The sequence below is a fragment of the Xanthobacter lutulentifluminis genome, assembly GCF_043194675.2.
Classification (GTDB): Bacteria; Pseudomonadota; Alphaproteobacteria; order Rhizobiales; family Xanthobacteraceae; genus Xanthobacter.
This window is the reverse complement of record NZ_CM195525.1, coordinates 760619-780059: the sequence shown is the minus strand read 5'-3', so window position 1 is coordinate 780059 and position 19441 is coordinate 760619. Positions and strand designations below refer to the sequence as shown.

Below are 19441 nucleotides of genomic sequence, written 5' to 3'. Positions count from 1 at the left end.
GATCGCGCTCCGGCCGGATGATCCTCCGGCCGGCTTGATCTCCAGAGCTCGCGATCAGGCGCGCGGACGGTTCTGCCGTGCTGCCAGCGTCAGCGTCGCCCAGCCGTCGATGCGCCGCCAGGAGACGAGTGACAGTCCCTGCGCGCGATAGGTGGCGAGCGCCGCCGGCGCCTGCGACACCAGAAGCCCCGACAGCACGATTCGCCCGCCCGGCGCCAGCAGGCGGCTGAGCGGGCGCGCCAGCCGCTTCAGCGGTGGCAGCAGGATGTTCGCGAGGATGAGGTCGTAGGGCCCTTCCTCGGCGATTTGCCGCGCGCCGGTGCCGGCGGCGTGGATCATCCGGATGCCCGGCGCCTTGTTGGCCCGCGCATTGGCCGCGGCCGTGCGCACGGCGATGATGTCGATATCGCTGCCCACCACCGGCGAATGGAAGCGCCGCTCCGCCGCGATGGCGAGCACGCCCGTGCCGGTTCCCACATCCAGCACCCGCGGCAGGCGCGCGCCCGGCCGATGGCGGCGCGCCGCGTCGGCGATGGCGTGCAGGCAACCCTGCGTCGTGCCGTGATGGCCGGTGCCGAAGGCGAGCGCGGCCTCGATCTCGATGCCGATCTGGTTCGGCCCCACCCGGTCGCGGTCGTGGGAGCCATGGATCACGAACTGGCCGACCCGCACCGGGGCAAGCCCCTCAAGACTTGCGGCGACCCAGTCCTTCACCTCCACATCGCCAAAGGTGACGCGGGCGGCTGCCTCGGGCCCGGCTGCCAGCTCGACCAGCTCCCGGAGGCGATCGGCGTCGAACGCCTCGCCGGCATAGACCTCCACCACCCATTCGTCGTCGGTGCGCTCGAAATTCGCCACCGCCACCTCGGCGGGGTCGAACGTCTCGGAGATCAGGTCCGCGATGCGCTGGGCGTCCCGGCGGGCGGCGTCCACCCGCATGACATGGGTGGCATCGTTGGGAGGCAGGCCTTCGAGCATGGGCGCGGGATCATCCGTTGTCGGGTATGGCCTCGGCCCCGGAAACGCCGACCACACGATCGCGTCCGGCCGCCTTGGCCGCGTACAGGCGCTTGTCGGCCGCATCCAGCAGGTCCGTCAAGGCCTGCCCGTCCTGCGGCGCGGTGGCGATGCCGATGGACAGGCTCTGCCGCGGCACGCCGGGGGGCAGCGACATGGCGCCGACCCGCCGGCCGAGCTGCTCCGCCAGCCGCAGCGCGCCGGCATGGTCGACGCCCGGGGCGAACACCGCGAACTCGTCGCCGCCGTAGCGCACCACGTGGTCCGATTGCCGCAGCCCGGTGGTGAGGCTGGCGGCGAGCCGGCGCAGCACGTCGTCGCCGGTGGGGTGGCCATGGCGGTCGTTCACGTCCTTGAACGAATCCACGTCGATGAGCAGAAGGCTGACCGGCCTCCCGGTGGTGCGGGCCACCGCCAGCAGATCCCGGCCCAGCGGCTCCAGCTGGCCGCGGTGCAGCACCTGGGTAAGGGCGTCGCGGCGCGATTCGCGCTTCAGGTCCTCGTAGCGCTGGCGATAGGTGAGGGCCTGGAAGATGTCGGCGATGGGCCGGTGCGGCGCCGCGCCGGCAAGCTCGAAGCGTGCCAGATACTGGGCGATCATCACCGCGTAGACGCCCGACGCGGCAAGCTTTCCGACCCATCCGCCCACGCCCGCCGTCCACGGCACCCCCATGGCGAGCGAGAGCACGCCGAAGAAGGCCGCCTGGTCGAAGGTGAGCACCAGCACGAGCGTGAGCCACACCGCCAGCGTCGGCAGGCGGGGAAGGCGCCGGGCCAGATGCTCGTAAACGAGGATCATGGCGATGGAATCCACGAACAGCAGCAGCGTGCCCCACAGCATCAGCACGCCCATGGCATCCATGAAGGCGAGGTCGGCCGGCGCGCCGGGGGCGGACATGGCGTCGTGCTGGCGCAGCAGCAGCACCAGCGCCATCAGCAGCAGGTTGCCGATGAACAGGCCGTAGATGGGCTGGCGCGCCACCAGCGCATCCTCGCGGATGTAGACCAGCAGCAGCAGCGCCAGCTTGCCCGAGAACAGCACCACCGAGCCCGGCGAGAGCGAGATGCCGAACGGCAGCGGCACGAAATAGGCCGCCGCCAGATAGGTCTCCATGAAATGGAAGCTGCCGAGCGCGCAGAAGAAGACGCCGAGCCCCAGCCTGTCGCGGAGCCGGAACAGCGCCAGCATGGCGCCGAAATAGAGCGCCATCTCGCCGAGGAGCAGGAGAACGTTGACGCCGGCCATGGCCCCTGCCGGAAGTGGGAGAGAAGCGAACCGAACCGCGACACGGCCGGCAAAGCCCGGAGAGCGGAGGCCTGGACAACCGGAGGCGGGTCCAGCGCAGAGCTACACCTTTTCGACGAATGTCTCCAGCACCCGCTTCTCGCCGGCCTTGTCGAACAGGACGGTCAGCTTGTTGCCGTCGATGCCGGTGATCTCGCCATAGCCGAACTTGATGTGGAACACCCGCTCGCCGGCGCTGAAGGCCGAGGCGGAGCCGGTGGAGGTGGCGAGCAGGGTGCCCTCGATCAGCGGCGGGCTGCCGCGCCTGCCGCCCGTGCCGGCGTCGTACCGGCTGCCGCCGCGCTCGGAGAAGCCCCCGCCGGAAAACCCGCCTCCGGAGAAACCGCCGCCGGTAGAGCCTCCGCGTCCGCCGCTGTCGGGGCGCCCACGGCTCGCCTGCGCCCGTTGCCAGCCGGGCGTGGAATAGGACGATGCCGCGAACGGCTCCGCCCGGTCGAACCGGCTCTGGCCATAGCCGCCCCCGCCGTAGGAGGAGCCGCCCCAGCCGGCCCCGCCGCGGCTCTCCTCCACCCGCACATGGGCATCGGGCAGCTCGTCGAGGAAGCGGGAGGGCACGGTGGAATTCCACATGCCGTGGATGCGCCGGTTGGAGGCGAACCAGATGCGGGCCGAGGCGCGGGCGCGGGTGATGCCCACATAGGCGAGGCGGCGCTCTTCCTCGAGCCCCGCCTTGCCCTGCTCATCCAGCGCCCGCTGGTGGGGGAACAGGCCCTCCTCCCAGCCGGGCAGGAAGACGGTGTCGAACTCCAGCCCCTTGGCGGAATGCAGGGTCATCACCTGAACGGCGTCCTCGCCGGCGCCCTGGTCGGCATCCATGACGAGGGAGATGTGCTCGAGGAAGCCGGTGAGGTTCTCGAACGGCTCCATGGAGCGCACCAGCTCCTTCAGGTTCTCCAGCCGCCCGGCGGCCTCGGCGGAGCGGTCCTTCTGCCACATCTCGGTATAGCCGCTCTCGTCGAGCACGATCTCGGCGATCTCGGTATGGGAAAGCACGCGCGCCTGCTCGCGCCAGCGGTCGAACGCCTCGATCAGGCCGCGCAGGGTGCCGCGCACCTTGGGCTTGAGCTCCTCGCTCTGGGTGAGGACACGCGCGGCCTCCTGCAGCGGCACGCCGGCGGCGCGGGCCACGTCGTGGATCTGCTTGACGGTCGCATCGCCGATGCCGCGCTTGGGCACGTTCACGATGCGCTCGAAGGCGAGGTCGTCGGCGGTGGAGGTGACGCAGCGCAGATAGGCCAGCGCGTCGCGGATTTCCGCCCGCTCGTAGAAGCGCGGGCCGCCGATGACGCGGTATGGCAGGCCGAGGGTGACGAAGCGGTCCTCGAACTCGCGCATCTGGAACGAGGCGCGCACCAGGATGGCCACCTGCGACAGGGGATGGCCGGCGCGCTGCAGCGCCTCGATCTCGTCGCCGATGGCGCGGGCCTCCTCGCCGGAATCCCAGGCGCCGGTGACGGTCACCCGCTCGCCGTCCTCGCCCTCGGAGAACAGGGTCTTGCCGAGCCGCCCCTCGTTGTGGGCGATCAGGTGGGCGGCGGAGGCGAGGATGTGGCCGGTGGAGCGATAGTTGCGCTCCAGCCGGATCACGGTGGCGCCGGGGAAATCGCTCTCGAACCTGAGGATGTTGTCCACCTCGGCGCCGCGCCAGCCATAGATGGACTGGTCGTCGTCGCCCACGCAGCAGACGTTCTTGGAGCCCTGTGCCAGAAGCCGCAGCCAGAGATACTGGGCGACGTTGGTGTCCTGATACTCATCCACCAGCAGGTACTTGAACCGCTTATGGTATTCGGCGAGCACGTCGGGGTTCTCGCGGAACAGGCGGATGCCTTCCAGCAGCAGGTCGCCGAAGTCCACCGCGTTCAGCGCCTTCAGCCGGGCCTGATAGGCCGCATAGAGCATGCCGCCCTTGCCGTTGGCGAACACCGCGCCCTCGCCGGGCGGCACGTCCCTGGGCGAGAGGCCGCGGTTCTTCCAGCCGTCGATGGTGGAGGCCAACAGCCGCGCCGGCCAGCGCTTCTCGTCGATGTTCTCGGCGGCGAGCAGCTGCTTCAGGAGGCGGATCTGGTCGTCGGTGTCGAGGATGGTGAAGCCGGATTTGAGCCCCACCAGCTCGTGGTGGCGCCTGAGGATGCGCACGCCGATGGAATGGAAGGTGCCGAGCCAGGGCATGCCCTCGATCTGGTCGCCGACCATGGCATGGATGCGCTCCTTCATCTCCCGCGCGGCCTTGTTGGTGAAGGTCACCACCAGGATCTGGGAGGGGAAGGCGCGGCCGGAGGCCAGGATGTGGGCGACGCGGGCGGTCAGAACCCGCGTCTTGCCGGTGCCGGCGCCGGCGAGCACCAGCAGCGGGCCGTCCAGCGTCTCCACGGCGGCGCGCTGCTCGGGGTTGAGGCCGGCAAGATAGGACGGGTCGGGCAGGCCGGACGCCATGGCCGCGCTGGCGCGCGCGGCAATGCCCCCGGCGCGGGGGGCGGGGCGCTCGGGCGCCGGCTCGGCCGGGAGCCGGCGCGGATGGGGCAACTCGCTCAAGGGGGAAACTCTCTCGGCACGCCTGATTCTATCGTGAGAACAAAATGGCACTCAATCGCGGCGAATGCGAGGGCACCCCGTCAAGATGGCATGGCGCTACTTCAACAGCTCCATCTCGCCCTCGCGGCGCCAGGTGCGGGCGCGCAAGCGCGGCGCCAGCGCCCAGGACAGGGGGGCCGAGACCAGCGCCGATACGCCCACCACCCACGGCATCAGCGCCATGGCCCCGGCGGACAGCGGCGACAGCAGCACGACCAGCACGGCGGTGAAGAACACCACCGCCTGGATCATCATGAACAGCATGACGGCGATCTGCAGACGGACGGACATGGGGCAACTCCTCTTCCGGAGACATCCATGAAGAGGCAACCCGCGCCCGCCGCGCCCGGTTCCGGCCGCTCAGCCTGCGGCGGGCGCCTTCGGCAGGTGGACCACATAGAACTTGCGCACGGCGGTCACGCTCTTCCAGGTGCCGGTGAAGCCGGCCGGGATGACGAAGGACGCGCCGGCGCCGTAGGTCTCCATGTGGCCGGAGGCGTCGGTGAGCTCCACCGTGCCCTCCAGGATCACGCAGAACTCGTCCTCGTCGTACGTCACCGCGATCTCGGATGGCTGCGACGCCCAGAAGCCGGCGGAGAAGGCGCCGGTGCGGTCCTGATACCACTCGTGGACGGTGGTGGCGGCGCCGGCGTCGATGGCCGGGGCGGGGTCGAAGCGGATGGAACGGATGGTCATGGCGGGCCTCCTTGGGCCTTCATGTGGCATCCCCGCTGCCCGCCGTCGATAGGGCCGGCGCGCGGGCGGAGGCGGCGAGCAGCGCCGCCCCGACGCCGAAGAACGCCACCAGCACCGCCACGCCCGCTTTCTGGCTGCCGGTGGCGGCCGTCACCAGCGCCACGCAGGTGGGGGCGGCGAACGAGGTGATCTTGCCGGAGAGCGCGAACAGGCCGAAGCATTCGGTGAGGTGGGCCGCGGGCGCGAGCCGCACCAGCAGCGTGCGCGAGGCGGCCTGCAGCGGCCCCGCGACGAGGCCGATGAAGAGGCCGAGGCCCACATAGATCTTCTCGGGCAGGGTGCCATAGAGGCCGGTACCCGGCGCCGTCGGCACGAGGCCGAACAGCAGCGCGTCCCGCGACACGCCGAGGATGCCGACCGAGGCGAACAGCAGCACCGCCAGCGCGCCGAGGATGACCCGCCGCGATCCCAGCGCATCGTCCAGCCAGCCGCCGGCGAGCGCGCCGAGCGTGCCGGTGAGGGTGAGCAGGATGCCGAAGATCCCGATCTCCACCGAGCCCCAGCCGAAGGTGCCGGCCGCATAGATGCCGCCGAACGCGAACAGCGCCACCAGCCCGTCGGTGTAGACCATGTTGGCGATGAGGAAGCGCGCCAGCGCCGGCCGCTCCTTGAGCCGCGGCAGCATCTGCCGGACGCCGCTGATTCCGGCGCGGATCGCCTGCCCCATGGGCCGGCCGGCCGGTGCGTCGGGCGCGAACAGGAACAGGGGCAGGACCAGCACCGCGAACCAGACGGCGGTGAACGGGCCGCTGAGCCGGTCGCCCTCGCGCGCCGCCGCGTCGAGCCCGAACGCCGGCGGGTTGCCGAGCAGGGTCAGGCCGGTCTGCGGGCTGGTGGAGAAGAAGGCGAGCATGATGGCCAGCGAGATCAACCCGCCGAAATAGCCCGCCGCCCAGCCGGTGCCGGAGAGGCGCCCCAGCCGCTCGGGCGGGGCGAGCGTCGGCATCATGGCGTTGTTGAAGACGGTGGCGAATTCCACGCCGATGGTGCCGACCGCGAAGGCGGCGAGCACGAGGGGGATGCGCGCTTCATCCCCCGGCGCGGCGAACCAGAGCGTCGCGGCGCCGGCCATCATCATCAGGCCGAAGGCGAGGATCCACGGCTTGCGCCGGCCCGCCACATCGGCCACCGCGCCCAGCACCGGCGAAGAGACGGCGATGACGAGCCCCGCCGCGCCGGTGGCGAAGCCCCACAGGGCCTGGCCGTCCGCCGGTGTCGGTGCGACCGCCGAGGCGAAATAGGGGGCGAAGATGAAGGTGGTGATGAGGGTGAAATAGGGTTGGCACGCCGGATCGAACAGGACCCAGCCGATGAGCGCCCGACGCGGCGCGGGAACGAAATCGCTGTGTGGGGAGGGCATGGGACGTACCGCAGGAGACTGCGCCAGGGGGTGTGCAAGGGGCGCACAGCCGCGTCCGCGATGCAAGAGCGGGGGCTGGATCTCGTCGCTGCCGCGGACGGGATCGGCGCGCAGCCGCGCCGGCGGACGGGATGGCGCGGCCGGCCCCGCCTGCCGAGAACAGCGGTCAGGACGAGCGGCTTGGGATGCCTTCGGGCTCGACCTGCGTCGCGCCGGGGCCTGCGTCGCGCAGAGGGGCCTGAGATGCTGCGGCCGCCTTCGGCCTTGGTCTTGCAGCGGGAAGTGAGGGGGCAGGGGCCATCCGCCGTGGATGGCTCCGGCCCGCAGCGCCGACGGGAGGATGGCCGTTTCAGGGATTGGGCTACGGGTGAGCAACGCATCCCGCCCGGCGCAACCGTGGGTGCGGAACGCCGACGCTGGCGCGGCCGTTCCGAACCGCGCGCTCTTGCAGCCAGTCGGCTGTCCTGCATGCCGCTGTGGTCCGCTCGTTCATCCGAGGGGGTGCCTCGGACATCGCAAGCTCCCCGGAGCCTGATGCCGGCGCGCCAGCTCCACGTCCTCCTGGCCCGGAGCGCGGGCGGGGCCCGTGCCATCGCCGTCGGCTCCGCCGTTCGCCCGCCCGATGGATCGCAGGGCCGCGCTGAAGCGTTGTTGCCCTGCCGGGCGGCCGGGCGTGCCGCGGCGAGGGAGAGACCGACATGCTGGATGCGGGCAAGGCGGCGTACCGCGCGCCCATGGTGGCCGACAGGCAGGAGAGGGATCGCCTCCCTGCCTTCTTCGCAGCCGTCGCCATCGTCACGGTGCTCTACGTGGGTCGCGACGTGTTCGTGCCCATCGCGGTCGCCATCCTGCTGTCGTTCGTGCTGGCGCCGGTGATCCTGGTGCTGCGGCGGCTGCGGTTGCCGCGCATGCCGGCGGTGGTGGCGGTGGTGCTCGCCACCTTCATCGGCCTCATGGCGCTCGGCGGGGTGATCGCGCTGCAGGTGACCGACCTTGCGGCGGAGCTGCCGCAATACCGCATGAACCTGCGCGACAAGATCAAGTCCATCAAGGAGACGACCGCCGGCTCGGGGACGCTCGGCCGCACCATGGACATGTTGCAGGACCTCGGCCGCGAGCTCGACGGGCCGGAAGCGGCCCCCGGCGTTCCAGCCCCGCAGGACGGTCGCCCGGTGCCGGTGGAGGTGCGCCAGCCGGCCCCCGGCGCGCTCGGCACGCTCTCGGCGGTGGCGGCGCCGCTGCTGCACCCGCTCGCCACCTTCGGCATGGTGTTCATCTTCGTGCTGTTCATCCTGCTGCAGCGGGAGGACCTGCGGAACCGCTTCGTCCGGCTCGCCGGCGCGCACGATCTCCAGCGCACCACCGCCGCGCTCGACGATGCGGCCACCCGGCTCTCCCGCTTCTTCCTGACGCAGGTGGCGCTGAATGCCGCGTTCGGCGCCGTCATCGGCCTCGGCCTGTGGGCCATCGGCGTGCCGAGCCCGCTGCTGTGGGGCCTCGCGGCCGCGGTGCTGCGCTTCGTGCCCTATGTGGGGGCGGCCATCGCCGCCGCCCTGCCCATCGGGCTGGCGCTGGCGGTGGACGCCGGCTGGACCATGGTGCTCGCCACCGTCGCGCTGTTCCTGGTGGTGGAGCCGCTGGTGGGGCACGTGATCGAGCCGCTGCTCTACGGCCGCTCCACCGGCCTCTCGCCGGTGGCGGTGATCGCGGCGGCGGTGTTCTGGACCTGGCTGTGGGGGCCGGTGGGGCTGCTGCTCTCCACCCCGCTCACGCTCTGCCTGGTGGTGCTGGGCCGGCATGTGAAGAGCTTCGAGTTCCTCGACGTGGCGCTGGGCGATCGCCCGCCGCTCTCCGCCAGCGAACTGCTCTACCAGCGGCTTCTCGCCGGCGACCCGCTCGAGGCCGCGGCGGCGGCCGAGGACTACCTGCGCCAGGGCCCGCTCGGCGATTATTGCGACGACGTGGCGTTGCCGGCGCTGCGGCTCGCCCAGCGCGATGCCGCGCGCGGCGCGCTCGACGCCGCCCGTCAGGAGCGGGTGCGCGACACCTTCGCCGAGCTGCTCGATGACCTGCCCGCGCCCGGCGAGCCGGAGCCGGATCAGGAGGAGGCGGGGCCGTCGATCCTCGTGCTGCCGGCCCGTTCGGCGCTGGACGAGGCGGCCGCGCTGCTGCTCGCCCACCGCCTGCGCGCCGCCGGCCTCGCGTGCGAGACCCGGCCACCCGGCGCGGTGGGGCGGCCGGTGGCGGAGGATGTGGAGGTGGTGGTCCTCTCCTATCTCTCGCCCGCGACGCCGGCGCACCGGCGGTACGCCCTGCGGCGCGTGCGGCAGGGCCGGCCCGACCGGCGCGTCGTCATCGCCGACTGGAGCACCGAGCCGGGCGAGCCGAAGGTCCTCGATGGCGAGACCGCCGCCGTGCGCGCCATCGGCGAGGCGCTGGACGCCGCTCGCCAGCAGCCGGCAGCCGCCTGTGCCGCCTGATGCGGCCGCCTGACCGTGCGGATGCCGCCCCCGGGGCCGATCGCCCCCGCCGCGACCGGGGGCGGGGAGCGGCCGGCGGGCCGAGTGCCGGAGGCTTGGCGAGGCGTTTGCAGGCCCGAAACCGGCGCGGCTTGCTTCGCCTGCGGAGGAGTTCGCGTGGCGCGGCCGGCGCCGAAGGGCTGCATGACGGGCGGCGAGGACCCGCCGCGACCCTGTCCGCGCCTGGGAGCCCGCCGGCCTTCGTCGGAGCGGGGCCCGTCGCACCCTCCGCGGCGCCTCGCTCTCCCGGAAAGACGAGCACGGCCGAGAAGCCAGATGGCCGCGCCGCGGGCGCCGCTTCCGTCTTCCCCCCGGGATGCTGCCGGGCAACCAGACGGAAGCCGGGGGCGCGCCCCGGCGTGCGGACCGCCCCGGACCATCACCTCGCCGAGGCGTGACCCGTGGCAAGGGCGCGGGCACTGGCGCGGGGGAGGGGTCGCCGCTTAGGGTTCCCCCGCCGCGTTCGTCCCTCCGGAGTCCCCATGTCCCATCCCTTCGACTGGTCCGCCGGTTATCCCTCCCGCCGGGCGCCGGTGTTCGGCACCAATGTGGTGTCCACCTCCCATCCTCTGGCGGCGCAGGCGGGGATGCGGATGCTCTGGCAGGGCGGCAATGCGGTGGATGCGACCATCGCCGCCGCCGCCGTGATGGCGCTGGTGGAGCCATGCAGCAACGGGCTTGGCTCGGATGCCTTCTGCATCCTGTGGGACGGCAAGCGCCTGCATGGCCTCAACGCCTCAGGTCGCGCGCCGGCGGCATGGGCGCCGGCCTATTTCCATGCCCGCTACGGCGAGGATGCCCGCACGCCGCCGCAGCGCGGCTGGGACAGCGTGACCGTGCCGGGCGCGGTGGCCGGCTGGGTGGCGCTCTCGCGCCGGTTCGGGCGCCTGCCGTTCGCCGACCTGCTGGAGCCGGCCATCGCGGTGGCCGAGCGCGGCTATCTGGTCTCGCCCAACGTCCGGCAAAAATGGGCGGCGGCGGCGCAGGTGGCCGATCTGGTGCGCCAGCCGGGCTTTGCGGAGGCCTTCCTGCCGCGCGGGCGGGCGCCGCAGGTGGGCGAGCATTTCGCGCTGCCCGGCGCGGCGCGCGCGCTCCGGCGGATCGGCGAGACGCAGGGCGCTGCGCTCTATGGCGGGGAGATCGCGCAGGCGCTGGAGGCGTCCGCCCGCGCCCATGGCGCCGCCCTCACCGCCGCCGACATGGCGGCGTTCGAGCCCGAATGGGTGGAGCCGATCGGGCAGGATTACCGGGGCTTCACGGTGCACGAGATGCCGCCCAACGGGCAGGGCCTCGTCGCGCTGCTGGCGCTCGGCATGCTCGGGCATTTCGACCTCGCCGGCCTCGGCGCCGACAGCGTGGCCGCCAACCATCTGCAGATCGAGGCCATCAAGCTCGCCTTCGCCGATGTCTACCGCTACGTGGCCGACCCCGCCGCCATGCAGGTGCGGGTTCAGGACATGCTGGCGCCGGACTATCTCGCCGCCCGCGCCCGCCTGATCGACCCGGCCCGCGCCCAGCGCTTCTCCGCCGGCATCCCGCCGCGCGGCGGCACCATCTATCTCACCGCGGCCGACGACACCGGCATGATGGTGAGCTTCATCCAGAGCAACTACATGGGCTTCGGCTCGGGGGTGGTGCTGCCGGAGTGGGGGCTCTCGCTGCAGAACCGGGGCCATGGCTTCAGTCTCGATCCGGCGCGGGAGAACGTGGTGGCGCCGGGCAAGCGCCCGTTCCACACCATCATCCCCGGCTTCATCACCCGCGCCGGCGCGCCGGTGATGAGCTTCGGCGTGATGGGCGCGCACATGCAGCCGCAGGGCCATGTGCAGACGCTGGTGCGCATGCTCGACTACGCCCAGAACCCGCAGGCGGCCTGCGATGCGCCGCGCTGGCGGTTCGAGGGCGGGCTGACCATCGACACCGAGGCGGGGATGTCCCCCGCGCTGGTCGCCGGACTGGCGGAAAAGGGCCACGACGTGGCCCGCCTCACCGACAGCTATCAGGATTTCGGCGCCGGCCAGTTCATCTGGCGCATGGGCGATCCCGCGCGCGAGGGGTATGCGGCGGCGAGCGATCCGCGCCGCGACGGGCAGGCCGTGGTGTGGTGAGGCCGCTCAGACCGTGACCGCGAAGGGGACGATGGCGGCGAATTCCTCGTCGTTGGGCGACCAGTCGCGCCACATGAGGATGGCGAAGGCGGCTTCCGCATCCAGCACCGTGAGCGGCGCGTGCCAGACGCCGCGGCCGAAGGTGATGCCCGCGCCGGGGGGAGGCAGGAAGGCTTCCGCCCGCTCCAGGTCCGGCCCGCCGTCGGGCGCATCGGGCGCCACCACCACCAGCCAGCGCGCCGGTGCCATGGGCAGGAACGTCTGCGGGGTGAGCGGATGGCGCTCGATCACCGCCACCGGCACCGGCCGCGCCGCGACCGGCGCGGCACGGACGATGGAGAGACTCGCCGGTGCCTGCGGTGCGAGGGTGCCCAGTGCGGCATCGAAATAGGTGCGCACCCCGGCCGTCTCCGGCGTCGCCAGCACCGCGCCATAGGGCGCGAAGGCTTCCGCCGTCAGCGGACGCGCGGCGAGCGGCAGGGTGCGCGCGGCGCGTCCGGCAGAGGCGCAAAGGCTCATGCGGCGCCCGCCTCGCCGGTGAGGGCCAGCACCGCGTGCAGCAGCACGTTAGCGCCGGCGGCGCAGTCCTCCGGCGTGGCGCTTTCCAGCTCGTTGTGGCTCACGCCATCCTTGCAGGGCACGAAGATCATGCCCGTGGGCACGATGGTGGCAAGGTGGAAGCTGTCATGGCCTGCGCCCGAGACCATGGGCCGGTGGGGCAGGCCCAGCCGGTCGGCGGCGGCTGCGACCGCGCCGGTCACCTTCGGGTCGAAGTGGGTGGGGTCCTTGCGCCAGATGGTGTCGAGCGCGATCTCCACCTTGCGCCGGGCCGCGATGGCCGGAATGGCCGCGCGCAGACCTTCGTCCAGCGCCTGCAGGATGTCGGCGTCCGGGGTGCGGAACTCGGTGGCGAAGGTGATCTCGCCCGGGATCACGTTGCGCGACTGGCGGGCGATGGTGATGTCCGCAACCGTCCCCACCGCGTTGGGCCCGTGCTTCACCGCCAGCGCCTCAACGGCGAGCACGATCTCCGACAGGGTGGCGAGCGCATCGTGGCGCAGGTGCATGGGGGTGGAGCCGGCGTGGCTCTCGAAGCCGGTGATGCGGCCGTCGTACCAGATGATCCCCTGGCCGTGCTCCACCACGCCGATGGTGAGCCCCTCCGCTTCCAGGATCGGCCCCTGCTCGATGTGGAGCTCGAGAAAGGCGCCGAACTTCTGCGCGCCGAGAGGCGTATCGCCGCGATAGCCGATGGCGTCGAGGGCCGCGCCCACGCTCACGCCCTCGGCGTCGGTGCGCGCCAGGATGTCGGCGGCCGGCAGGTCGCCCACGAAGCCCGCCGAGCCCATCATGGCCGGGGCGAAGCGCGAGCCTTCCTCGTTGGTCCAGTTGACGACGCACAAGGGCGCGTCGGTCTCGATGCCGGCATCGTTGAGGGTGCGCAGCACCTCCACCGCGCCGAGCACGCCGAGGATGCCGTCGAACTTGCCGCCGGTGGGCTGGGTGTCGAGGTGCGAGCCGATGCCGAGCGGCGGGCGGCTCATGTCGCGGCCGGGGCGCAGGGCGAACATGTTGCCGAGCGCATCCACCGTGACGGTGCAGCCGGCGGCCTCGCAGGCGGCGCGGAACCAGTCGCGCACCTGCCGGTCCTCTTGCGTGAGGGTGAGGCGCTTCACGCCACCCTTGGGCGTGCCGCCGAACGCGGCGGTTTCCAGGATGGTGCTCCAGAGGCGGTCGGCATCGATCTTCAGATTCGTGGGGGTCATCAGGTCACCGGAACGGACTTTTCGGCCAGCACGCACCTTACGGTCCGCCCGGGGCCGAGTTCCACCTCGGGAGGCAGGCGTTCTGTGCAACGCTGCTGTGCATACGCGCAGCGCGGCGCGAACGAGCAGGCGGTGGGCGCGACATCGAGGGAGGGCGGGGTGCCGGGAATGGTCTCCAGCCGCGCGCCGCGCTGGGCGCCGTGGACGGTGGCCGCCAGCAGTCCGCGCGGATAGGGATGCTGCGGCGTGCGCACCAGCTCGGAGAGGGTGCCGCTCTCCACGATCTGGCCGGCATACATCACCGAGACGCGGTCGCAGATCTCGATGGCGACGCCGATGTCGTGGGTGACGAAGATCACCGACATGCCCAGCTCCCGCTGCAGCTCGCGCAGCAGCAGCAGGATCTGGATCTGCACCGTGGCGTCGAGCGCGGTGGTGGGCTCGTCCGCCAGCAGGATCTTCGGCTTGCAGGCCAGCGCCAGGGCGATCATGGCGCGCTGGCGCATGCCGCCGGACATCTCGTGCGGATAGGCCTCCAGCCGGCGCTTGGCCGAGGGGATGCGCACCAGCTCCAGCATCTCCAGCGCCCGCGCCATGGCCGCCTGCCGGGAGACGCCCTCGTGCCGCACAACCGATTCCGCGATCTGGTGGCCGATGGTGTAGACCGGGTCCAGCGCCAGCGCCGGCTCCTGGAAGATCATGGAGACGGTGCGGCCGCGGAAGGCGGACAGGGTGGCGTCGTCCATCGCCAGCACGTCCTGCCCCGCCACCGAGACGCTGCCGGAGATGACCGTGCGCTTCTTCGGCAGCAGGCGCATCAGCGCGCGCATGGTGACGCTCTTGCCGGAGCCGCTTTCGCCCAGCAGTCCCAGCACCTCGCCCTCGCCGAGGGAGAGCGAGACGCCGTTCACGGCATGCACCGTGCGCTCGCCGGTGAAGCGGATGGTGAGGTCGCGGATATCGACCAGCGGCGCGCTCATGCCGGTTCTCCCGAGGACGCGGCCGCCGCAGGCGCGGCAGGGTGCGCGGCGGTATGGCCCGAGCCGGGGATCACCATGTGGCAGGCGGCGAGATGCTCGCCCTCGGCGACGGGCGAAAGGGCCGGCATCACCTGTCCGCACACCGTCTCGGCGAAGGCGCAGCGGGTGTGGAAGCGGCAGCCGGGCGGCGGGTCGATGGGGTTGGGCGGATCGCCGGTGATGGGCGGGGTCTGCGTCCTCTGGTCCGGATCGAGGGACGGCATGGCGGCGAGGAGGGCGCGCGTGTAGGGATGCGCGGGGCCCTCCCAGACGTCGTCCACCGGGCCGAGCTCCACCACCTGCCCGAGATACATCACCAGCACCCGGTCGGAGATGTAGCGCACCACGTTCAGGTCGTGGCTGATGAACAGGTAGGTCAGGCCGAGGTCGCGCTTGAGGTCGGTGAGCAGGTTCAGCACCTGCGCCTCCACCGACTTGTCCAGCGCCGAGACCGCCTCGTCGAGGATGACGAGCCGCGGCTTCAGCGCCAAGGCGCGGGCGATGTTGACGCGCTGGCGCTGGCCACCGGAGACCTCATGCGGATAGCGCGCGGCGAACACTTCCGGCCGCAGCCCCACCTTGCCCATCAGCTCGCGGGCGAGGGCACGGGCGTCGCGGTCGGAGACGCCGTGCACCTTGGGGCCGAAGGCAATGCTGTCCTCGATGGTGAGGCGGGGGTTGAGCGAGGCGTAGCTGTCCTGGAACACCATCTGCATGCCGCGCCGGAAGTCGCGCAGGGAGAGGGTCTCGCCCACCAGCTCGCCGTCGAACACGATCTCCCCGGCGTTGCGCGGCATGAGGTGCATGAGCAGGCGGGCGGTGGTGGACTTGCCGCAGCCGCTCTCGCCGACGATGCCCACCGTCTCGCCCTTGGCGATGGAGAAGGAGACATCGTCCACCGCCCGCACCGTCTTCTTCTCGCTGAACAGGCCGCCGCCCACCGGGAAGTGCTTGGTCAGGTTCTTCACGTCCAGCAGCGGCTGGGCCGGGCCGCCCACATCGGCCAGGGGCTCAAGCACGGGCTCCGGCATGGGCTCGGGAGTGGTGTCGAGGAGGCTCAATTGCGGATGTCCATGGCGCTGCGCAGCCCGTCGCTGAGCATGTTGAAGCAGATGGAAACGGCGAAGATCATCACGCCCGGCAGCGCCGCCACGCCCGGATTGACATAGATGGCGGTGCGCAGCGTGTTCAGCATCAGGCCCCATTCCGGCTCGGGCGGCCGCGTGCCGAGGCCGAGGAAGGACAGGCCCGCGGCGAGGATCATCGACACCGAGATGAGCCCCGTCGCGTAGACGAAGATCGGCCCCAGCACGTTGCCCAGCATGTGCACGCGCATGATGGTGACGGCCGAGGCGCCCGAGGCCCGCGCCGCATCCACGAAGTCCAGCGAGCGCACGGAGGTGGTCACGCTTTCCGCCACGCGGGTGATCTGCGGCACGAACACCACGGTGAGCGAGACGATGGAATTGACGATGCCCGCGCCGAGCACGCCGGAGATGGCGATGGCCAGCAGCACCGAGGGGAAGGCGTAGAACACGTCCACCGTGCGCATGATGGCGGTGTTGACCTTGCCGCCGAAATAGCCCGCCACCACGCCCAGCATGGTGCCGATGCCGAAGGCGAGCACCACCGGCAGGATGCCGATGAGCAGCGAGAGCCGGCCGCCGTAGACGAGGCGGGCAAGCATGTCGCGCCCCAGCTCGTCGGTGCCGAGCGGATAGCCCGGCGTGCCGATGGGGCGCAGCCGGCGGATCATAGAGCCCTGGTAGGGATCGGCGAGGCCGAGGAAGGGCGCGAAGATCGCCGCCAGCACGATCAGGATGAGGATGGCGGCGCAGGCCATGCTCACCTTGTCGCGCGAGAGGCGGCGGGCGACCGTTCCCCAGTAGCCGCGGGATTTCTGGACCGGCGCTGCGGCGCTGGCGGCATCCGTGGTGGCGCTCATGGCCTCAGGCCCTCTTGATGCGCGGGTCGATCGCCGCCTGGGCGATGTCCACCACGAGGTTGAGGAAGACGAAGAACAGCGCCAGCACCAGGATCGTGCCCTGCAGCAGCGGCAGGTCGCGCTGGAAGATCGCCGAGTTGAGCAGGAAGCCGGTGCCGGGCCAGGAGAACACGGTCTCGATCAGGATCGAGCCGCCGAGCAGGTAGCCGAGCTGCAGGCCCATCACCGCCACGGCGGTGGGCGCGGCATTCTTCACCACGTGGCGGAACACCTGGGTTTCCTTCAGCCCCTTGGAGCGCAGCGCCTCGACGAAATCCTGCGAGAGGATGTCGCCGGTCAGCGCGCGCACGGTGCGGGTGACGATGCCCATGGGGATCACCGACATGGTGACGGCGGGCAGGATGAGGAAGCGCATGTGCTCCCAGTTCCACGACCAGCCGCCCGGGCCCATGCCGACGGCGGGCAGCCAGTTGAGCCAGACCGAGAAGATGATGACCAGCACCATGCCGAGCCAGTAGTGCGGCACGGATACGCCGGCCACGGCTACGCCCGTGGCGAGCTTGTCCACCCAGGTATTGCGGAAGTAGCCGGCGATGAGGCCGAAGAAGATGCCGAGCGCGAAGCCGATGATCGAGGCGCTGACGGCGAGGATGAAGGTGTTGCCCACCGCCGCCGTCACCTCGCCCAGCACCGGGCGGCCGGTGGCGATGGAGGTGCCGAGATTGCCGTGCAGCGCGTTCCATACCCAGATGCCGAACTGCACCGGCAGGGGCCGGTCGAAGCCGTAGGCGGCACGCATCTGGGCCGCGAGCTCCGCCGAGGCATCGGGCGGCAGCACCGCCACCAGCGGATCGCCGGGCGTGACGTGGACGAGCAGGAAGCACACCAGCGCCACGGACAGCACGATGGGGATCACATAGACGATGCGCCGCAGGATATAGACGAGCACGGGGCCACCTTGTGGTTGCCGAAGAAGCGCGGGGCGGAAGGGCTCCGCGCGCTGCTGGTTCCGGTCCGCCCTCCGGGAGGGCCGGCCCGCCTGCGCCCCTCCCGCCGCGCGGGAGAGGAGCCGGGGGCGAGGGGAATGCCTTGCCGCCGGCGCGCTTTCCGGCGGCTCGGCCCCCTCATCCGGCGCGCGGCCTGCGCGAGATCCACCTTCTCCCCGCACGGGGAGAAGGCAGTGGCGTCACTGGCTGATGGACACCGGCGAGAAGTCCACGAACCAGCTCTTGGGCTGCACGAAGCCCTTGATCTTCGGGCTGAGCGCGCGGGGGCCCACGTCGTGCGCCACATAGAGGAAGGCGGCGTCGTCCACCGAGGCGGCGTGCAGCTCGGCCAGCGCCGCATCGCGCGCGGCGGGATCGAACGAGGTGCGGGCCTTCTTCACCAGCTCGTCGAACTTGGGGTTGTTGATGTAGCCCCAGTTGTTGGAGACCGGCGGCGCCATGCCCGACTGGAGGAAGCGCACCATGGCGAAGAACGGGTCCATGGCGGCATAGGTGATGTTCACCGCGTTGGAGCCGTTGGCGGACGGGTCCTTCGCGCCCTTGCGCCAGTTGGTGAACAGCGTGTTCCACTCGATCACGTCCAGCTGGACGTCGAAATAGCACTCCGCCAGCGCCTGCTGCAGGTATTCGTTCATGGGCAGGGGCAGCATCTGGCCGGAGCCGGAGGCGGAGGTCTGGGTCTTCACCTTCAGCTTCTTGTCGGGGCCGAAGCCGGCCTCCTTCATCAGCTTCTGGCCCTCCTTCACATCATACTTGATCTGGAAGGTGGGGTTGCCGCGCCACGGGTGGCCGGGCTCCACGGTGCCGGTGGCGGGGGCCATGAGGCCGCCGAGCAGGCCGTCCTTCATGCCCTCGCGGTCGATGCACAGGTTCGCCGCCTTGCGCACGCGGATGTCGTTCCACGGTGAGCCTTCGATGCGGGAGAACTGCCACGGCCACACATGCGGCTGCTCGTTGCTCTCGATCTTGAAGCCGCGGGACTTCAGCTGCGGGATGGCGTCGGGCGCGGGGGCCTCGATCCAGTCCACCTGGCCGGCGAGGAGGGCGGCGGTGCGGGCGTTGGCCTCGGGCATGGGCAGGAGGACCATCTTGTCCACCTTGGGCACGCGGGCCTTGTCCCAGTAGGCGTCGTTCTTCGCCAGCTCCAGCCGCTCGCGCGGGACGAAGCCGGTCATCTTCCACGGGCCGGTGCCGGAGGCGTTCTTCGCGAACGCGGTCCAGGCGGCGGCCGCCTTGGCCTTGGCATCCGCGCCGTCGGCCGCGTCATAGAACTTCTGCCACTGGGTCGGGCTGGCCATGAACAGGTTGGTGAGGTTGTAGGGCAGGAACGAGTCCGGCTCCTTGGTGGTCAGTTCCACCGTGAGGTCGTCGATCTTCTTCGCCGAGGCGAGGGTGGGCATGCGCGAGGCGGTGACGCCGACCTGGCTGGCATCGAACTGCGGTGCTTCCTTGTTCAGCACCTTGTCGACGTTCCACACAACGGCATCGGCGTTGAACGGCGAGCCGTCATGGAAGGTGACGCCCGGGCGCAGCTTGAACACCCACTTGGTCTTGTCCGCGTCATCCACCTTCCACTCGGTGGCGAGGCCGGGGATGAGCACGCTCGGCTTGGTGGCGGAGGACAGGTCCCACAGCACCAGCGCGTCATACATGGTGAGGCCGGTGAAGCGGTTGCCCTCGAAGCCCTGGTCCGGCTGGCCCAGCGTGCGCGGGATGTCCGCCGCGGTCATGCCGATGCGCAGGGTGGTTTCCGCGTGCGCGCCGAGCGGGGCGAAGGCCCCGGCGGTGGCCAGAAGCAGGGCGGCGAACGTCGTCCGGCGGCGCGCGGAGCGGGTCCGCTGTTCAGTCACGGGCATCATGGAATCCTTTGCGGCGGGATGCGCGGTGCGTTCCGCCCCGGAGTTAGCAACCCCCGTGCCAGCCCTGTGCGCCGCTGGATCGGACGACGTGACGAAGCGGAATGAAAACGAAGTTTCGTCGTCAAATCGTCTGCGTGTCCGGCATTTTGCCCATTATGTGAGCAGCTACAGCTTCGCCTGAGCCGCGTGCATGCGCGGCTTGGCGCAG

At 71.2% G+C, this 19441-nt stretch carries 15 protein-coding genes; 2 read left to right on the top strand and 13 right to left on the bottom strand.

Annotation, left to right across the window (positions count from 1 at the left end):
- Nucleotides 1–54: 54 nt before the first annotated feature.
- The 6 genes from V5F49_RS03535 to V5F49_RS03510 form a co-directional block, all read right to left on the bottom strand.
- Nucleotides 55–978 (bottom strand): 50S ribosomal protein L11 methyltransferase, encoded by a 924-nt coding sequence (locus V5F49_RS03535; protein WP_394114559.1) that lies wholly within the window; start codon nt 976–978, stop codon nt 55–57.
- Between the two features lie 10 nt (nt 979–988).
- Nucleotides 989–2263: a GGDEF domain-containing protein gene (locus V5F49_RS03530; protein ID WP_394114560.1), complete on the bottom strand. Its 1275-nt coding sequence runs from the start codon at nt 2261–2263 to the stop codon at nt 989–991.
- A gap of 102 nt (nt 2264–2365) precedes the next feature.
- Nucleotides 2366–4846, bottom strand: coding sequence for an ATP-dependent helicase (locus V5F49_RS03525; RefSeq protein ID WP_394114891.1), 2481 nt, complete (start codon nt 4844–4846; stop codon nt 2366–2368).
- Nucleotides 4847–4951: 105 nt separating this feature from the next.
- Nucleotides 4952–5185, bottom strand: a complete 234-nt coding sequence (locus V5F49_RS03520) for a hypothetical protein (RefSeq protein WP_394114561.1) — start codon at nt 5183–5185, stop codon at nt 4952–4954.
- A 69-nt stretch (nt 5186–5254) separates the two neighbouring features.
- Nucleotides 5255–5590: a cupin domain-containing protein gene (locus tag V5F49_RS03515; protein ID WP_394114562.1), complete on the bottom strand. Its 336-nt coding sequence runs from the start codon at nt 5588–5590 to the stop codon at nt 5255–5257.
- 19 nt (nt 5591–5609) lie between these two features.
- Complete coding sequence (locus tag V5F49_RS03510) at nt 5610–7010, bottom strand: MFS transporter (RefSeq protein ID WP_394114563.1); 1401 nt, start codon at nt 7008–7010, stop codon at nt 5610–5612.
- 698 nt (nt 7011–7708) lie between these two features.
- On the opposite strand from V5F49_RS03510, the gene V5F49_RS03505 reads away from it, so the two are divergent.
- Both V5F49_RS03505 and V5F49_RS03500 read left to right on the top strand, forming a co-directional pair.
- Nucleotides 7709–9490, top strand: a complete 1782-nt coding sequence (locus tag V5F49_RS03505; RefSeq protein WP_394114564.1) for an AI-2E family transporter — start codon at nt 7709–7711, stop codon at nt 9488–9490.
- 521 nt (nt 9491–10011) lie between these two features.
- A complete protein-coding gene (locus V5F49_RS03500) occupies nt 10012–11637 on the top strand; it encodes a gamma-glutamyltransferase family protein (RefSeq protein ID WP_394114565.1) in 1626 nt (541 codons plus the stop codon).
- A gap of 6 nt (nt 11638–11643) precedes the next feature.
- On the opposite strand, the gene V5F49_RS03495 is transcribed toward V5F49_RS03500, so the two are convergent.
- The 7 genes from V5F49_RS03495 to V5F49_RS03465 all read right to left on the bottom strand — a co-directional run bounded on the left by V5F49_RS03495 (nt 11644) and on the right by V5F49_RS03465 (nt 19233).
- Nucleotides 11644–12156, bottom strand: coding sequence for an ureidoglycolate lyase (locus V5F49_RS03495; protein ID WP_394114566.1), 513 nt, complete (start codon nt 12154–12156; stop codon nt 11644–11646).
- Nucleotides 12153–13403, bottom strand: a complete 1251-nt coding sequence (locus V5F49_RS03490) for a Zn-dependent hydrolase (protein WP_394114567.1) — start codon at nt 13401–13403, stop codon at nt 12153–12155. Before V5F49_RS03490 ends, V5F49_RS03495 begins: the two co-directional genes overlap by 4 nt.
- Entirely contained in the window at nt 13403–14383 is a 981-nt protein-coding gene (locus tag V5F49_RS03485; protein ID WP_394114568.1) for an ABC transporter ATP-binding protein, read from the bottom strand. Before V5F49_RS03485 ends, V5F49_RS03490 begins: the two co-directional genes overlap by 1 nt.
- Nucleotides 14380–15453 (bottom strand): ABC transporter ATP-binding protein, encoded by a 1074-nt coding sequence (locus tag V5F49_RS03480; protein ID WP_394114892.1) that lies wholly within the window; start codon nt 15451–15453, stop codon nt 14380–14382. Before V5F49_RS03480 ends, V5F49_RS03485 begins: the two co-directional genes overlap by 4 nt.
- 26 nt (nt 15454–15479) lie before the next feature.
- The gene (locus V5F49_RS03475; protein WP_394114569.1) at nt 15480–16367 is read right to left on the bottom strand and encodes an ABC transporter permease; all 888 of its coding nucleotides are present in this window, start codon (nt 16365–16367) and stop codon (nt 15480–15482) included.
- Nucleotides 16368–16371: 4 nt separating this feature from the next.
- On the bottom strand, nt 16372–17316 hold the full coding sequence (locus tag V5F49_RS03470; protein ID WP_394114570.1) for an ABC transporter permease: 945 nt from the start codon (nt 17314–17316) through the stop codon (nt 16372–16374).
- A gap of 237 nt (nt 17317–17553) precedes the next feature.
- Entirely contained in the window at nt 17554–19233 is a 1680-nt protein-coding gene (locus V5F49_RS03465) for an ABC transporter substrate-binding protein (protein WP_394114571.1), read from the bottom strand.
- Between the last annotated feature and the right edge of the window lie 208 nt (nt 19234–19441).

What these genes read in the sequence shown, in the direction of transcription:
- V5F49_RS03495 (WP_394114566.1), bottom strand. Translation starts at nt 12,156, where the DNA reads ATGAGCCTTTGCGCCTCTGCCGGACGCGCCGCGCGCACCCTGCCGCTC.
- V5F49_RS03465 (WP_394114571.1), bottom strand. Translation starts at nt 19,233, where the DNA reads ATGATGCCCGTGACTGAACAGCGGACCCGCTCCGCGCGCCGCCGGACG.
- V5F49_RS03535 (WP_394114559.1), bottom strand. Translation starts at nt 978, where the DNA reads ATGCTCGAAGGCCTGCCTCCCAACGATGCCACCCATGTCATGCGGGTG.
- V5F49_RS03500 (WP_394114565.1), top strand. Translation starts at nt 10,012, where the DNA reads ATGTCCCATCCCTTCGACTGGTCCGCCGGTTATCCCTCCCGCCGGGCG.
- V5F49_RS03485 (WP_394114568.1), bottom strand. Translation starts at nt 14,383, where the DNA reads ATGAGCGCGCCGCTGGTCGATATCCGCGACCTCACCATCCGCTTCACC.
- V5F49_RS03490 (WP_394114567.1), bottom strand. Translation starts at nt 13,403, where the DNA reads ATGACCCCCACGAATCTGAAGATCGATGCCGACCGCCTCTGGAGCACC.
- V5F49_RS03520 (WP_394114561.1), bottom strand. Translation starts at nt 5,185, where the DNA reads ATGTCCGTCCGTCTGCAGATCGCCGTCATGCTGTTCATGATGATCCAG.
- V5F49_RS03515 (WP_394114562.1), bottom strand. Translation starts at nt 5,590, where the DNA reads ATGACCATCCGTTCCATCCGCTTCGACCCCGCCCCGGCCATCGACGCC.
- V5F49_RS03475 (WP_394114569.1), bottom strand. Translation starts at nt 16,367, where the DNA reads ATGAGCGCCACCACGGATGCCGCCAGCGCCGCAGCGCCGGTCCAGAAA.
- V5F49_RS03505 (WP_394114564.1), top strand. Translation starts at nt 7,709, where the DNA reads ATGCTGGATGCGGGCAAGGCGGCGTACCGCGCGCCCATGGTGGCCGAC.
- V5F49_RS03480 (WP_394114892.1), bottom strand. Translation starts at nt 15,453, where the DNA reads ATGCCGGAGCCCGTGCTTGAGCCCCTGGCCGATGTGGGCGGCCCGGCC.
- V5F49_RS03510 (WP_394114563.1), bottom strand. Translation starts at nt 7,010, where the DNA reads ATGCCCTCCCCACACAGCGATTTCGTTCCCGCGCCGCGTCGGGCGCTC.
- V5F49_RS03530 (WP_394114560.1), bottom strand. Translation starts at nt 2,263, where the DNA reads ATGGCCGGCGTCAACGTTCTCCTGCTCCTCGGCGAGATGGCGCTCTAT.